At 46.4% G+C, this 15,007-nt stretch carries 12 protein-coding genes; all 12 read right to left on the bottom strand.

What is annotated here, in order from left to right:
* Positions 1-48: 48 nt before the first annotated feature.
* Positions 49-1,992 (bottom strand): beta-N-acetylhexosaminidase, encoded by a 1,944-nt coding sequence (locus M1L66_RS12290; protein WP_434693241.1) that lies wholly within the window; start codon positions 1,990-1,992, stop codon positions 49-51.
* A 3-nt stretch (positions 1,993-1,995) separates the two neighbouring features.
* The gene (locus M1L66_RS12285) at positions 1,996-3,513 is read right to left on the bottom strand and encodes a response regulator transcription factor (RefSeq protein ID WP_434693239.1); all 1,518 of its coding nucleotides are present in this window, start codon (positions 3,511-3,513) and stop codon (positions 1,996-1,998) included.
* A complete protein-coding gene (locus tag M1L66_RS12280) occupies positions 3,510-5,324 on the bottom strand; it encodes a sensor histidine kinase (RefSeq protein WP_187020990.1) in 1,815 nt (604 codons plus the stop codon). Before M1L66_RS12280 ends, M1L66_RS12285 begins: the two co-directional genes overlap by 4 nt.
* A 24-nt stretch (positions 5,325-5,348) precedes the next feature.
* Positions 5,349-6,179: a carbohydrate ABC transporter permease gene (locus M1L66_RS12275; RefSeq protein WP_002600217.1), complete on the bottom strand. Its 831-nt coding sequence runs from the start codon at positions 6,177-6,179 to the stop codon at positions 5,349-5,351.
* Complete coding sequence (locus M1L66_RS12270; protein ID WP_187020992.1) at positions 6,179-7,060, bottom strand: carbohydrate ABC transporter permease; 882 nt, start codon at positions 7,058-7,060, stop codon at positions 6,179-6,181. The genes M1L66_RS12275 and M1L66_RS12270 overlap by 1 nt, the downstream gene beginning before the upstream one ends.
* 82 nt (positions 7,061-7,142) lie before the next feature.
* The gene (locus M1L66_RS12265; protein WP_434693236.1) at positions 7,143-8,519 is read right to left on the bottom strand and encodes an ABC transporter substrate-binding protein; all 1,377 of its coding nucleotides are present in this window, start codon (positions 8,517-8,519) and stop codon (positions 7,143-7,145) included.
* A 208-nt stretch (positions 8,520-8,727) separates the two neighbouring features.
* Positions 8,728-10,443, bottom strand: a complete 1,716-nt coding sequence (locus M1L66_RS12260) for a M56 family metallopeptidase (RefSeq protein ID WP_434693234.1) — start codon at positions 10,441-10,443, stop codon at positions 8,728-8,730.
* Positions 10,444-10,448: 5 nt separating this feature from the next.
* Positions 10,449-10,826: a BlaI/MecI/CopY family transcriptional regulator gene (locus M1L66_RS12255; RefSeq protein ID WP_434693232.1), complete on the bottom strand. Its 378-nt coding sequence runs from the start codon at positions 10,824-10,826 to the stop codon at positions 10,449-10,451.
* 175 nt (positions 10,827-11,001) lie between these two features.
* Positions 11,002-11,847 (bottom strand): shikimate dehydrogenase, encoded by an 846-nt coding sequence (aroE, locus tag M1L66_RS12250; RefSeq protein ID WP_187020998.1) that lies wholly within the window; start codon positions 11,845-11,847, stop codon positions 11,002-11,004.
* Positions 11,844-13,223 carry a glycoside hydrolase family 32 protein gene (locus M1L66_RS12245; protein ID WP_434693229.1) on the bottom strand — a complete coding sequence of 460 codons (1,380 nt, stop codon included), beginning with the start codon at positions 13,221-13,223 and terminating at the stop codon, positions 11,844-11,846. Before M1L66_RS12245 ends, aroE begins: the two co-directional genes overlap by 4 nt.
* A gap of 36 nt (positions 13,224-13,259) precedes the next feature.
* Positions 13,260-14,108, bottom strand: a complete 849-nt coding sequence (locus tag M1L66_RS12240) for a carbohydrate ABC transporter permease (protein WP_187021002.1) — start codon at positions 14,106-14,108, stop codon at positions 13,260-13,262.
* A 6-nt stretch (positions 14,109-14,114) separates the two neighbouring features.
* The gene (locus M1L66_RS12235) at positions 14,115-14,993 is read right to left on the bottom strand and encodes a carbohydrate ABC transporter permease (RefSeq protein ID WP_434693225.1); all 879 of its coding nucleotides are present in this window, start codon (positions 14,991-14,993) and stop codon (positions 14,115-14,117) included.
* Positions 14,994-15,007: the final 14 nt, after the last annotated feature.

The raw sequence follows: 15,007 nt of genomic DNA, 5'->3' as shown, positions 1-15,007 counted from the left end.
AATCATTCGTACTCATTTCTTTAACCCGTGTTTCTTCTGCATCTTCCATTATATCCCTGCAATATTCCCCGCGCTGACAATATTCTGCCAGAAATTACAGCTGCACAGCGCATGGCTGCCGTCGCTCTGATCCGGCGCATAGACAAGTCTCTTCTCATCCAGCTCCGGCAGGCAGTCGGTCTCACCGGAAAGATACCGGGCCAGCCTTTTTCCGGCGTATTCCAGGCGCGCCCTCACTCCAGCCAGTCTGATATCCAGCACCTCGTATCCGAACACCTTACACTCCTCCATCCAGATTCCCTGTCTTAAGTCTGCAAGTCTCTCCGTCAGCCTGATACAGGCCGGAATGCCGTTCTGTTCCGCTTCCGCCAGATAATCCCTGTCTCCGCTGTGGTAACTGTCATGGATCCGGATCCCCAGTTCTGCTTTCTGTTCCAGAAGCCGTGCTAAAACCTCGTAGTACTCAAACAGCACATTGGCGCCCGAATGGCGGCTCCTGTACTCAGCCAGTTCCTCCGCCAGCTTCTGATAATGTTCCGTCAGTCCCAGATCACGAATCTGTTCATCGAACAGGCCCAGCATAACGTCCTGGTAGAGCAGGAACTTGGATGGATTGTCCGCGTAACGGTTATTCTTACCGGCACCGGGAACATTGTCGAACCGATCCAGAAGCCACCATGCCTCCCTGCCGTCGCCCCAGAGAAATTCCATGTAATCGCCGTCCGTCCTTTGTTCTTCGCCCTGCAAACCACTTTCTCCGGAAAAACAGGCTTCTGCAAAGGTTGTGAGAGAAAGATTTCCGGCCGTCATCGGCGTCTCCGCCCCATTGTCCTGCCAGAATGTACAGATCACCTCTGATACACCGTTCTCCCGGCATGCTTCCAGCGCGGGCATAAGCGTCGCCGCCATCCAGGAATAATTCGGTGCAACACCGTTCCATATCCACGCACCGCCTGCAAACAGCGTCTGGTCTGACAATTTTTTATGAAGCTTGATATAATTCTCATAGTGTTTTTTCTCATCGTGATAGTAATCCCAGTAGACCATCGCTACGCCTTCCGGAATTTCCGGCAGATCGGAAAAATCGGTCTCCGGCAGCAGATCGTAGTAATCGCCGCTGGGGGACTTCAACCGAAAATACATATCGCTCCAGATCATCGGCTCCATCCCGTATTTCCGGCAGATGGACAGCACCCGCTGTAAGTGGCTGTTCATGATCTCGAAACGGTTCTGATAGCCATTTTTATTTAAATAATTCCCGAGGCCCAGTTCATGCGCCTCATCCATACCGAGGTGGACACGCCTGCTGCGGAAAGCGGAGGACACACTGCTTATCATGGCATCGATCAGCCTGTAAACCTCATCGTCGCCGGCAAGTAGAATGTCCGGCGTATCGGTCAGCCCCTGCATGGTCTTCCATCGGAGCGCCGTATGCAGATGCGCCAGCGTCTGAATGCACGGTACAATCTCGATTCCAAACAGTTCCGCATAGTCATCACAGGACTTCAGTTCCTCTCTCGTGTAACGTCCGCGGAAAGCGCCAAAATACGGATACTCCGGGACCTCATACGTCTCTTCCGTATACAGCATCATAAGATTCATGCCCAGGGAGGCCATGCGTCTGATGTACTCTTTTATTTTCCCGACCTTTAATACGCCGTTTCTGGAACAGTCAAGCATTGCCCCCGACGACTGGAAGCAGGCACTTTCCCGCAGCTCAAATTCCGAATCTGCCCCATGCGTCTCCAGATATTCCAGCGCCTTCATAAAACCTCTGAAAAAATGGACCTTTTCCCTGCATCTGATTGTTAAGACGCCATGTTTCAAAGAGACTGAAATCTCATGTTCTCCTTCCTGTTCCCAGCAGATGACCGGCTGTTCCCTTACAGCGGTGCTCTCCCCATCTGTCCCGAGCTCATGGCCCCGCTCCTCAAGCAGCAGCTCCAGCCCTTCCCTTACATTTGCCGCACTTTGATCCAATCGAAATTTCATTTTTTAGTCCTTCCCTTTCTCTTTTTCTTCCTGATATACCGCCCGGTATTCCGACGGGTAGATTCCCGTATTTTTCTTAAATATTTTGGAAAAATACAGGGGGTCCTGATATCCTACCATCCCCGCAATATCCTTTGAAGTAATATTCGGATATGCAGTCAGCAGCTCCTTTGCATTGTTCAGACGAATATTCTGGATGTACTGCGACGGAGTCAGGCCCTTATACGCTTTAAAAAGTCTGCTGAGATACGGTGAAACCAGACCGAATCTGGCAGCCAGCATCTTCGTCGTAATCTGTGCATCCAAATGGGCCAGAATGTATTCATCTACCTCCCGCATCAGATTCTTTCCTTCCTCCGCCGATTTTCCCATGCTCATGTCTTTCACATATAAAAGAAATTCATCAAACACCTGGTCCATATCCGCAGCAGAGGAAAGAAGTTCCCCAATATCCGGAAATGTATTATTTTCCTCCGGCTCATTTCGCTCTACGGAATGGACTGCCGCCATCAGAAACAGCTTCTGCAAAATCCGTTCCAACTCTGTCTGCGTGACTCTGAACAGTTTCATCTGGTCTCTGACATTCATCAGAATCCCCTTCAGTTCGGCAAAATCGTCTTTCTTTACGGCAAAGGAGATGGCGGATTCCGTTGACGCAGCAAGTGTGAAAGGTCTTCGTTCCGGCAGGGCGTTGGTCACAGACGATACGCCAAACATGCATTTTTCCCTTATCTCCGCCCGGAGTGCGCCAAGCCTCTCCTGCACCTGACTGATATCTGTAATGGCATTTCCATAGCAGATGGTTATCGAAATACGGGGAGGAAGCAGCGATAAAATTGATTCCGCGATTCCGGCCATATCAGGCTCGTTTAACCCCTCCAGAAGAAGAATCTGTTCATTCATCGCCTTTCCGAAAAAACAGAATATCCCTTGCTCCTGTCTGGTCACAAGGGAAACGATCTGTTTTAAGTCATGATTCTTCCAGTAGACATTCCCCGGAGTCATCTCCTCCAGACTGTTGGAATTAAACGCGCCGGCCATCAGATAGACGGGATATACCGTCTCAAATAACGCGTTCCCCGCCTCACAGGGGGTCCCTTCATACAGTATCCCTGTCAGAATCCTGCTTTTTTCCGCCCCCGCCCTCTGCCTCAGTTCTTCCTTCATCTGAGCCAGCAGCGAAGCCAGTTCTTCTCTGTCCACGGGCTTCAGCAGATAATTTTTCGCATTGTATAAGAGGGCCTTCCGTGCATAGGAAAAATCGCGGTAACCGCTAATCACTACCGCCAGCGTAGAGGGGCACGTTTCATATATGTATTTTAAAATCTCTGTCCCATCCGCCATTGGCATATTAATATCGGTAAAAACCACCTCCACCTGCTGCTCTTCCAGATATTCCATGGCCTCTCTGCCGTTTTTCGCGCATTTCACTACCGAAAATTCAGGATCAAGTCCTTCGATCATCTTTTTTATGCCGCGAAGAAGAGGTAATTCATCTTCCGCAATCAGGACACTAATCATTCCAATTCACCTCCAAGCAGCACAACTGCCCCCTCCTCATCGTTATATAACCGGCATTCGAAATTCCTGTCATAGCATATCATCAGCCTCATATAGATATTGGGGATGCAAAGCCCGCCGATCGATATCTGTTCCAGGCTCTCCCTCACATTTTTGAAGGTTAAATTCTCTTTCATCCTTCCAAATTCTTCTAAGTACTCTTCCGCAAATCCCGTTCCGTTGTCATGAACTTTTATAAACCATTTCCCATCCTCTGCATAAACCAGAAGCCTGATTTTCCATACCGGTTCCGTGTTTTTAAAGGAATGCTTAAAACAGTTTTCACAGACAGGCTGGATCATAAGCTTTGGTATCCGGACAGCGGACAGCGCCTGGTCCATATGAACCTCATATTCGAAAAGGTCTTCGTACCGTTCCTTCATCAGTTCCATATAATTGACCGCATTTTCAACTTCCCGTTCCATCGTACAGAAGCCATCTTCCATTGATGAGGTAAAACGCAGCATTTTGCAGAGCCGTGAACAGATATTTTCCACCTTCCTATTGCCGTCTGCCTGTGATTCCATGGAGATAATCGCCAATATATTATAGAGAAAATGGGGATTCATCTGAGACTGCAATGCAAATAAATGGGATTTCAGTTCATTCGTCTCCGCGGCGTACTGCTGTTCCACAGACTCCTTCATCCGGCTCAATACCGCGTTAAAAGCATTCTTGATCTGTACCAGTTCATCGCTGCTTTCATAACCTGCAATGTCCATCCGGAAATGTTCCAGTGAGATCGTTTTGATCGAACGGTTCAACTCCGTCAACGGCTTTGACAGCTTCCTCACGATCAGAATTTCCGTTACAATTGCAGTAATAAGAATCAGCAGCATTCCCAGAATCATCAGTCGGTTAAACTGAGCCAGCGGCTCCATCAGCACATTCTCCGGTTTTTCGAAGAGAATGGTAAACGGCGCGTTCCGCAGTTTTCTGCTGCACACATACCGGCCTGGTACACTTTTATCCCCGTCGGTGAGCCGTCCCTCTGACGCCATCTGTATCATTGCTTCCAGTCTGCTCTCGGCCCTGCCGCTTTCGGAGCCGAAGCTCCGGTAAACAGCCTCCCCCTCGTCCGTTAGGATTACGGAATTAATATCTTTCCCTATCCCATAAAACATTTCATCCAGCCGTTCTGCAAATTCCTGCACTTCCACATATCCACACTTTAAGCTGTTGGAAGAGTAATCCTTAATCTGTCTGACAACGGAGAAATACATTTTTTCAGATAACCCGGTATCGTTCAGCACATCGTTTTGCGGCGGAACGAAGCATACGAAGCTGTCCTCCTGCCTGAAGAAATCGCGTATCTTTGCATACTCCACTCCCGAAAAGTAAGCCTCTGTTCCGGTCGCTGTCGTAACGGTTGTCGCCGTACAGACAAAATCCTGATCATCATTATAGAGACAGATTCTGGCATACCCGTCCTTCTTAAAATTATAAGAGTTCAGCAGCTTGATAACCTCCGAAGCAATGAGAGGCTCCCGGATAAAAAAATTGCTGTCCGGCTCCTGGTCCACCTTCTGGAATACACTCACGATATTGGGATTTGCGGCTATCTGAAGCGCCGTTTTATCCATATTATAAAGGTGGTTATCCAGTCTGTCGGCAACGCTGGTGGCGATCACCTCAAAATCATCATTTGTCCGTTCCGTTATGGCATCCACCACATACCGGTAAAAGATTCCCATGAGGGCGGCCGATACAAAGAGAACAATTACTATGTGAAAAAAAATCATTTTCGATTGGAACTTTACTTTTTTCAGCATAAAAACCTTTCTTTTCGGTTCTTTCTACCCCTTCACTGCTCCGGCTGTCATCCCCTCTATTATATATTTCTGCAGGGCCAGATACAGGATAACGATGGGCAGCACTGTAATAACAAGCGCGGCAAAGACGTAATTCCAGTTTCTGGAATACAGGCCATAAAAATTGAAGATCATCATCGGAATCGTCGTTCGTTTCGAACTGCTCATCAGATACAGGGGCACCTGGAAATTGTTCCAGATTCCGATGGCTGCAATAATCAGGTTCGTGATCATGACCGGCTTTAAGATCGGCAGCAGCACCTTAAATATCAATTGAAATGTATTGCAGCCATCTATGATCGCCGCTTCGTCGATCTCCTTAGGCACACCCGTCACAAAGCTGGAAAAGGTCATGACTGCAAATGGCAGATTCACCGCAGCGAAGACGAGAATCACACCGATATAACTTCCATACAGATTCATTTTAATCATCATAAAATAGGTTGTCACCATCTGCATGGTGGCTGTCAGCCCAAATACAAAATAGTAATACAGGGCGCCGGCTTTTTTATCGTTCCGTCTGGAAATTATAATTCCCGTCATGCAGCCAAGTATAATTACAATGGCGACAGAACACACCGTAACAATCAGGCTGTTTTTATAGCCCCTTAAAATCTCCCCCGTCTGAATCACATGCAGATAATTTTCAAACTGAAAATGTGACGGCAGGCTCAAATCCATATGCAGTGCCTCTCCCTGAGTCTTAAACGATCCCAGAATCATCATAATCAGAGGGATCAGAAACACCGGACATAGAACAAGACAGATCAGGAAAGGTATTATTTTTTTTCTGTGGCGTATCCAGAATATCTTCATTATACATCAATCTCCCTTGATTTTAATAGTCTGTTTAATAAAAATGTGATTATTACAATTCCGACAGACAACAGCAACGCGCTGGCGCTGGATTTTCCGAGAAGTCCCATTCCGAACGCGCGGTACGTATAAGTGCTTAAAACCTGAGTGTCGAACCCTGGTCCTCCGCCGGTAAGGGAGTATACGAGATCAAATACCTTTAAACCACCGGTGATATTCAGCGTTGTTACAACGGTAAAGGATGGGGCCAGGAGGGGAAGCGTAATGTGACAAAACTGCTGCCACGGACTGGCTCCGTCCAACTGGGCGCTTTCATAATACTCACCGGAGATTGCATTTAAGCCTGAGATAAAAAGAAACATGCTGAATCCCGCCCACATCCAGACTTCAATGAAGATAATCCAGAACATCGCTGTTCCATAGCTGCCCAGCCAGTCTCTGGCCAACTGCCCCATCCCCGCGGCAGCCAGCAGGTTATTGACCAGACCATCCTGCTTTAAAATCCCGGTAAATAAAAGGCCCACAATCATGCAGCTCAGCACACAGGGCAGATAGAACAAGGTTCTGAATATGCTGTTGCCGCGAAAACGCTTTACCACCACAAGCGCAATCAGCAGCCCCGTTACGGTTTTAAACAGCGTGGTCGTAAACGCAAACAGCAGTGTGTTAAATATGGAACGGGCAAATACTTCATCCTGGAACAGATTGATAAAGTTGCGAAGACCTATAAACTGCGGTGAATCCATACGATCCAAATTCCAGTTCGTAAAGGAATAGAAGAATGCAATAATAATCGGCACTACAAAAAAAACGGTAAATACAAGCGCCCCCGGAAGAGCGATCCACATCGGATATATTTTTGAACGCAGCTTTCTGTTCATACATTAAAACCTCCTGGTTAATGAAAGAAAGGGCGCTGCTCTGCCTTCACAGCCCGCAGCACCCGATCCTTAAACTACTTATTTAAAATCCTTCCGCTCCCTGATCCTTCATATACTGCTCATAATCCTTCTGGAATTTCTCCATAACGGCCTTTCCATCCATAGTTCCTTTGGCAGGAGCATCCACATAGTAAACGTATAAGCTGCTCTCAAACAACGGATTTAATGTCATTACGTAATAATTGAATTCTGGGATCGCTTTTCCCTCTTTAATATAGTTTTCATTAATCTCAGCCAGGTAATCCGGAACCTTGCCGCCGTCAACACCCTGGAATGCCGGGAATGCCGGGCGGTCTGCAAAGTAGAGATTTGCATATTCCGGTGTGGACCACAGATCAAAGATCTTTTTCACGACATCGAGATTCTCGGAATTTTTATATGCCACGAATCCTGCGGAAGACATATTCTCGGTGATAACGTCCGCGCCCTCCTTCATAGAGATAGGGAACATACCGATTTGGGCTTCTGGATTTGCCTCCAGGACAGACGTCGCAAAGAAGTCTCCGTTAAAGTGCATGGCTGCTGTTCCGTCCGCCACAGCCGCGATGGCATCATCGTAGGTTGCAGATGCAAAGTTGCTGTTTACGTAGCCTTTCTGATATAATTCCAGATATTTGTCCAGTACCTCGGCGAATTCCGGAACATCGCTCCACTTTGTTTCGTTTTTCAGGATCTTGTCAGCAAAATCCTTACAGCCGTCCGCTCCCAGGATTTTTGCAAAATTATCTGTCATGAGTATCTGCGGAACCCAGGTATCTTTCGGCATAAAGATCGGTGTTGTCCCGCTCTCCTTTATTTTCTCACAGGCAGCGAGAAGCTCATCCCAGGTTGCCGGCACCTCAACACCAGCTTTGTCAAACACATCTTTATTGTAGATAAATCCATGCAGTCCCGGTACGGAAAGGAACGGAAATCCATAAATCTTTCCATCCTTGGCCGTTACGTTCCCCGGTATAATCAGACGGTCTGTCCAGGCTTCGCCCGTCATATCTGCAAAATTAGATGCCGGATCAATGATATCGTACACGGCCGGGACATTATAATCAATGATATCCGGGCACTCTCCTGAATTGAGCTTCATCTTAATCATGTTCAGAGATTCATCATCCGGCACGATCTGTGCATCGATCTTAATATTCTCTTCCTCTTCCAGCTTCTGAATCATTTTCTGGAGGCCCTCGAAGTTTCGGGACTGCTGAATCAGGGCTGTCACGACCACCTTTTCTTTGCTGCCGGCTTCCTTTGCCGGTGTCTCCTGCTGTTCCTTCGAAGCCTCAGCCTTTACTGATTCTGTCTGCGTAACCTCTGCTGCTGTGTCCTTCCCCTGACCGCCGCAGCCTGCTAAAGCTCCCACCGTCACCATACACGCTGCTGCAATTGCAAATACACTTTTTTTCATGTAACTTCCTCCTGTCTCTTTGATAGATTTATGATACCATTCCTAATCCTCTGCCGTAAATGTACAAAAGTTAAATGCGGTATGGAAAAAAATTACATGTTTATCTTCGGACAAACGTGCTGCCGGGACTAAGAACAAGAAACAGCGGCCTTGAAATTAGTCACTTTCAAGACCGCCGCCGATTGGGCAGGACAACACGAAATTCCATCTATTCTATTTTGCCGGTAATCGTAATATCTCCGCTCTCAAAAAATCCGGTACAATTATAAGCCCATCTGCCGGCTGAAAGCGCGATCGTTTTTGTCACATCACTGTCAGTGATCGTAATACGATGTTCTTCATGATTGGGTGAAAAAAGAGTGATATCTGCGGAGCCGCCCTTAATATCAGACTGAATGGTAAGAGTTAAAACCTGATCGTCTTTCGCATCAAAGCTGCCCGAGCGGGTAATACTGTCTCGCTTACCATTACTCAGATTTATGACAGTACCTTTATTGTTCTCCACTTCTGCTGCCGTTTTGTCGGGACTATCACCATTGCCATGACTGCGGGGAACTGTGCCGCGAATGGTAATGCTGCCACTCTTAAAGAATCCGGTACAATTATAAGCCCATCTGCCGGCTGAAAGCGTAATTGTTTTCGTCTCATCAGAATCGTTCATGGTAATGCGCTGTTCTTTGTTATCAGGTGAGAAAAGAAACAAATCTACGGAACCGCCTTTGATGTCAGATTGAATCGTTATGGTTAAAATCTGATCGTCTTCTGCCTCGAAGCTGTCCGATTTGGTAATGCCGTTATGTCCATTACTCGACAGATGAAAGACGACCTCCTCTTCTGTCTCTGCGGTATCCTGTCCGGAGGCATTTCCCGGCAGCGGATTCGGGGCAGCGGCGTAAGCGCCGGTAAATGCTCCGCCAAGGCAGATCGTAAGTGTCATGATAAAGGATAATACTTTAATCATCTTTGTTTGTTTTTTATAATTCATAATAGCATCCAGCCTTTCTTTCAATAGCTCCCTGCTTTCATTCAATGTAACAGAGGCAAGTGAATTTTTGTAGTTTCCTTTGGGTCTGACCGCACCCAGCAAGGTATTCCCATAGTCCCGCATAGCGGTCTCATTCAAATGCCGGATAATAGCTTCATCGCAGGATAGTTCACACAGACGGTTGACATCGCGCGCCATCAGGTAAACGAGGGGGTTAAACCAATGCAGACATACCGCCGTCTGCATAAGCCATTTATAAAACATATCTTTCCGCTTAAAATGCGTCAGCTCGTGCCTTATGGTATATTGAAAATCTAAATCCGAACAATCCGTTCCCGGCAGCACGATACAGGGATGGAAAAAACCAAGCAGCAGAGGAGATGATATGAGGCTGTTTGTATACAGTTCCACCGGGACATTGATTTTTGCGTCTTCTGCCTCTTTTCCAAACTGCTCCAAAAGATTAATATCGTCTACCGGAGCACAACCGGCTTTTACGTATTTTATAAAGCTCTGATAGATTGTAATTTTCCGTATTAACAGGATCAGAGCGGCTACCAGCCAAACCAGGCCCAAATTACGTATCAGCATCAGAAGACCATATTTTATCACCTTCACCGGGGTATAGCTTTCATCCTCGTCTTTACTGTCCTCTGTGAAAGTATTTGGAAAGAGATCCGCTCCCCGCAGCGACGCAAAACCAGATTCAGGAAGCATTTTCCGTTCTAATTGTGAGGCTGCGTAATCATAGTTTCTAAAGAGGCTACCTACAAGATTATGTTCCGGCGCAAAGGGGAGCAGCAGTCTGGCAATTACGGCGAGCCAAATATAATACTGCCAGGCCTTGCTCATTTTTGATTGAAATAAAGGTTTGCAAAGGAACAGAATGAGAATAAGGATAGACCCGGAAAGGGATAGTGACAAAATTAGTTTTATCATTTCGTTTATTTGTGACTGCCTCCTTTTTCCCAATGGCGTTTTAAGTCCTCATAATCCTCGCAGGAAAGCAAGTCTTTTTGTAACAGCGTGGCTACAAGCCCCTTCGCATCGCATTCATAGACTTTTTCGAGGAAATCCTGTGTCTGCACCTCCTGATACTCTGCCTCGGAAACAACAGCTGTGTATTCATTCCTGCGTCCTATCTTATTCGTCTTCAAAAAGCTCTTGTCAACCAACCTCGAGCATAAAGTGATAATCGTATTTTTTGTCCAGGGGGTGCCTCTGTCCTCTAATGCCCTGACAATCTCTGCATACAACGCCGTTCCGCCGTTGTTCCAAATGATTTTCATAAGTATCAATTCATATTCTGATATTTGCTGCATCTTTTCTCATCTCCATTTTTGATTACATGCTGTACTCTAAATTTATGATAACATTTTGTACTCCATGTGTCAAGGGATATAATAAAATCCCTGATGCGTAAAAGGTGCTGAGAAATCCCGATGATATAGAGATTTTTCAGCACCTTTTGAGTTGTATTTTTATGGTAGTTCCACTCTAAGTAAAACTTTCGATCAGCGCCTTCCTCATTGCTTCCGGATCGGGCTTCCTCCCCGTCCACAATTCAACCGCCAGGGCACCCTGATAGATGAGCATGCTCTGGCCGTCGAGTATATGGGCTCCCCGTTCGCCGGCCTTCTGCAGAAATGGCGTATATGCCGGATTTGTAATGATGTCCTGTACTACCATGTTTTGATTAATGGTATCGTAGTCAATATCCGGTAGTGATTTATCTGGGTACAAGCCGATATTTGTGGCATTTACCAGAATATCACACGCCGGAATGCTGACTTTCTCCACCCACTTTATAAATTCTGCGGTGCAGCTGGTATTCTCTGTAATCAGGGCAGCCAGTTCTCTGCCTTTCTTCTCTGTCCGGTTAATAATTGTTAAGTGAACGGCCCCTGCCAGCGCACATTCCACGCTGATCGCTCTTGCGGCGCCTCCTGCCCCCAGAATGACAAGTCGTTTGCCAGCCAAAGAAATGCCATTCTCACGAAGTCCGATAACGAAACCTTTTCCATCCGTATTTTCCCCGTACAGTTTCCCTTCTTTTACCAAAATCGTATTGATTGCCCCTATGAGAGCAGCGCTTTCCGAAAGTCCCTCCATATAGGAGACCGCAGTAATCTTATGAGGTATGGTCAGGTTCAGCCCGGAAAACCCCAAAGCCCTGATGCCGTCCAGCCCATCTTGCAGGTCACAGGCCGGCACACGAAACAGCTGGTAGCGCCAGTTCAAGCCCGTGCTTCGAAAGCCGGCTTCCATCATAGCCCCTGAAGGATTCTCATCAATCGGATCGCCAAACGCACCTGTAGTAGGTATTCTGAAACATTCTTTCATCTTTGTTCCTCCCCTTGCAACCCGATTTCATAGACATGGATCTCTGCATCTGCTATAAGCCCCTTCGTTTCAACAGACATCCTGCCGCCCTCCATCTGAGGATAGATTCTAAGCGTCATGGCAGAATTTCCATTGATAAAAATCTCTGCTACAGAATTGTCAATCAGGATATCTACATGAACACTTCCATCTTTTTTCCGTCTGAAACAGCCCAAAATCGGCCTTTTATCTACGGATTTAATCAGGCTGCTATCCTCCATCGGCGCATAATAAGTACCTTCCCGTGGGTTAATGATGACATCGGTATATTCCTGTCCATCGCTGTCCGCCAGAAAACGGAATGAAAAAACATCGTCAGACTGAATGGTTCCTTCCATCTCCGCCGTGCCGGATACTGTTTTAAATTCATATCGACCGGTAAAATTCTGAAGTTGGACCTCTTCATCCGTGCGGCGCAGAATCTCGAATTCCGGCAGACGCTCCTGAACCAGTTCATTTTCCTCATTAATGGATATCACTCTTGGAATTGCCTGGACACCGGACCATTCTCCATCCGTATAAAGTCCTCTCCTGGGATCTTCCCGAAGCCATCCCCACATCAGAGTCCGTCCTTTCTCATCGAATGATATCTGGGATGCGAAGAAATCGCCATAGTCCACACTTCCCTGATTGTAAGCTTCCAGCTTCCCGTCTTCCGTAATGGTACCCACAAACCAGTGCAGGACACGAATGTCCCATATAGAATGGATAAACAACACCTTATCTCCATAAACAATCAGGTTGGGACACTCCATGACCTCCTTCGCACACGTATTGCGAAAAAACTCATTAACATAAGTCCATGACCGAAAATCATTCGTTGTGTACAGATGTACGGCACCATATTTTTCATCTACAATCCCCGCAACAAGGCAGTATATTTTTCCTTTCCACCGAAATACGAAAGGATCACGCCACTCTGTCAGCCGTTTTCCCGGAGCCCCCGGGGTTTTCATAACCGGGTTTTCGGGAATCTGCTTCCAGGTTACGCCGTCCTCTGTCGTGGCTGCCCACTGCTGGGAGCCACTGTTTTGACATCGTACTCCCTGACCAACGCTGGTATAAAGCAGTTCTATCTGACCGTTATTGATATAACTGCATCCGGAATAACAGTGTGTCTCCCCCCTGTCCAGAGCCGGATACAGAGCAATCGGTCTATGTTCCCAATGAAGCAGATCCTTACTTACGGCATGTCCATAATGAAGATTCCCCCAATGCCAGTCCGTGGGATTATATTGGTAAAACAGATGATGCTCCCCTTTAAAATAAATTGTTGCATTCGGATCATTCATCCAGTTCTTTTCGGGCAGAAAATGATAACTTGGTCTGTGTTTCATCGTAAACTCCTTTATTGTTATAAGATTTTTTTGCATTCAGCCCTTAACCGCTCCAGCAGTCAGACCTCCCACCACGTACTTTTGGAAAAATCCGTAGAATATCAGCTGAGGTACAAGGATAAGCAGAGCTCCTGCCACAAGTCCGCCATAATCAATGCTGTATTTTCCACGGAACATGGAAACACCCATGGAAATTGTACGCATGGCAGGATTCTGGATCAGGGTAACTTCCAACGGGAATTCGTTCCATACGTAAAGCACATTGAATACGGTAACTGTAGCCAGGACTGGCTTGATTAAGGGAATGGTAATATACGTACAAAGCTTCATCAGGCTGCAGCCGTCAATAATGGCCGCCTCCTCTATATCCCTGGAAAATCCTTTTAAAAAACCGACAAACAACAGCGTATTAAAAGAAACGGATGAGGCCGCCAGAGGCAGTATGACAGACAGATACGTATTAACAATTTTCAGGGCAATATTTATTCTGTAAATCGGGAACAGCAAAATATAGGTGGGAATCATAAGACCCGACAACAAGAATAAATAAATTCCGTTTTGAAGCTTCCTGCTGCGAAATTTCAGTCTGGTCAATGCGAAAGAACACATAAAAGTCACCACCAGACAGAGTATCTGGGTAAAGACCACGATAATAATCGTATTCTTATACATACTTCCAAGAGGCAGAATAGCAAGTGCGTTCTTGAAATTGCCCCAGTTCATCGACTCAGGCAGCGCAAACGGCTCATTCATAATCTGAGTATTCGTCTTAAAGGCCAGCACCACCAGCCAGAGGAATGGAATCATGAGCACCGCAGTGATTAATACAGTAACCGCAGACAATGCTGCCGCTCCAATCCTTTTTTTCTTTTTTTCGTCCAACATGGCAGTTTACTCCTCCTCTCCTACCTGTTCTCTCGTGACATAGAGATAGATAACCGCAAACAGAGCAGAAATCAGAAATGTCACCGATGCTATGCTCATACCATATCCATACCGGGAGGATGTGAATGTGGAATAATACATATAAGTCACCAGCAGATCCGACATGTGGTTCGGACCGCCGCCAGTCAACTGATAGACGATCTCGAATATTTTGAAACAGCCTGTAATCACCAGAAGCATAACTATAATAATGGTCTGCCTGATCATAGGAAATGTGATATAGATCAGCTGCTGCATCTTCCCTGCACCGTCAATTTCCGACGCCTCATATAGTTCCTGCGGCACCATTTTAATACCTGCCAGAAATATGGTGGCGTTATAGCCCAGAGTCTGCCAGAGGAAAATAGTGCCTACACAGTATGGTGTCAGAGTTTTCCCTCCAATCCATTCCGGCTGGGCAGACACGCCAATATACCGTAGAAATGCGTTGATAAGTCCAATCTTGGGATCCAGAATGAACACCCAGATCAGGCCAATTAATATGGGACTGATAATATTCGGGGAAAAACAAAAGGCTTTTACCAGCTTTCCGCCCCGCATCTTCCTGGCAAACAGCAATGATAATCCAAAGGAGCAGGGAACTATGAGAAGCAGAGACATCGCCAGGACAAGTCCCGTATTTTTCAAAGCAATATAAAATATCTTATCTGAAAACAGCGTTATGTAGTTCCGTAAACCTAAAAACTCAGGCTTTCCAATTCCCGTAAAATTAGTAAATCCATAATAAAACGCCATGAAGACCGGAATAATGATATACAGCAGAAATAGAATTACTGCCGGTGCAATCATCAGTATTTTTGTCTTTTTGGTACTGAACCAATGCATACCGTCTCTCCTTT

Source organism: Hungatella sp. SB206, assembly GCF_051132295.1.
Taxonomy (GTDB): domain Bacteria; phylum Bacillota; class Clostridia; order Lachnospirales; family Lachnospiraceae; genus Hungatella; species Hungatella effluvii.
Note: the sequence above shows the minus strand (reverse complement) of the source record. Positions and strands in the feature narration are given on the sequence as shown.

Excerpts from the sequence above, each read along its gene's own strand:
- M1L66_RS12265 (WP_434693236.1), bottom strand. The coding sequence starts at position 8,519 with ATGAAAAAAAGTGTATTTGCAATTGCAGCAGCGTGTATGGTGACGGTG.
- M1L66_RS12270 (WP_187020992.1), bottom strand. The coding sequence starts at position 7,060 with ATGAACAGAAAGCTGCGTTCAAAAATATATCCGATGTGGATCGCTCTT.
- M1L66_RS12240 (WP_187021002.1), bottom strand. The coding sequence starts at position 14,108 with ATGTTGGACGAAAAAAAGAAAAAAAGGATTGGAGCGGCAGCATTGTCT.
- M1L66_RS12260 (WP_434693234.1), bottom strand. The coding sequence starts at position 10,443 with ATGATAAAACTAATTTTGTCACTATCCCTTTCCGGGTCTATCCTTATT.
- M1L66_RS12280 (WP_187020990.1), bottom strand. The coding sequence starts at position 5,324 with ATGCTGAAAAAAGTAAAGTTCCAATCGAAAATGATTTTTTTTCACATA.
- M1L66_RS12235 (WP_434693225.1), bottom strand. The coding sequence starts at position 14,993 with ATGCATTGGTTCAGTACCAAAAAGACAAAAATACTGATGATTGCACCG.
- M1L66_RS12285 (WP_434693239.1), bottom strand. The coding sequence starts at position 3,513 with ATGATTAGTGTCCTGATTGCGGAAGATGAATTACCTCTTCTTCGCGGC.
- M1L66_RS12245 (WP_434693229.1), bottom strand. The coding sequence starts at position 13,223 with ATGAAACACAGACCAAGTTATCATTTTCTGCCCGAAAAGAACTGGATG.
- M1L66_RS12290 (WP_434693241.1), bottom strand. The coding sequence starts at position 1,992 with ATGAAATTTCGATTGGATCAAAGTGCGGCAAATGTAAGGGAAGGGCTG.
- M1L66_RS12275 (WP_002600217.1), bottom strand. The coding sequence starts at position 6,179 with ATGAAGATATTCTGGATACGCCACAGAAAAAAAATAATACCTTTCCTG.
- M1L66_RS12255 (WP_434693232.1), bottom strand. The coding sequence starts at position 10,826 with ATGCAGCAAATATCAGAATATGAATTGATACTTATGAAAATCATTTGG.
- aroE (WP_187020998.1), bottom strand. The coding sequence starts at position 11,847 with ATGAAAGAATGTTTCAGAATACCTACTACAGGTGCGTTTGGCGATCCG.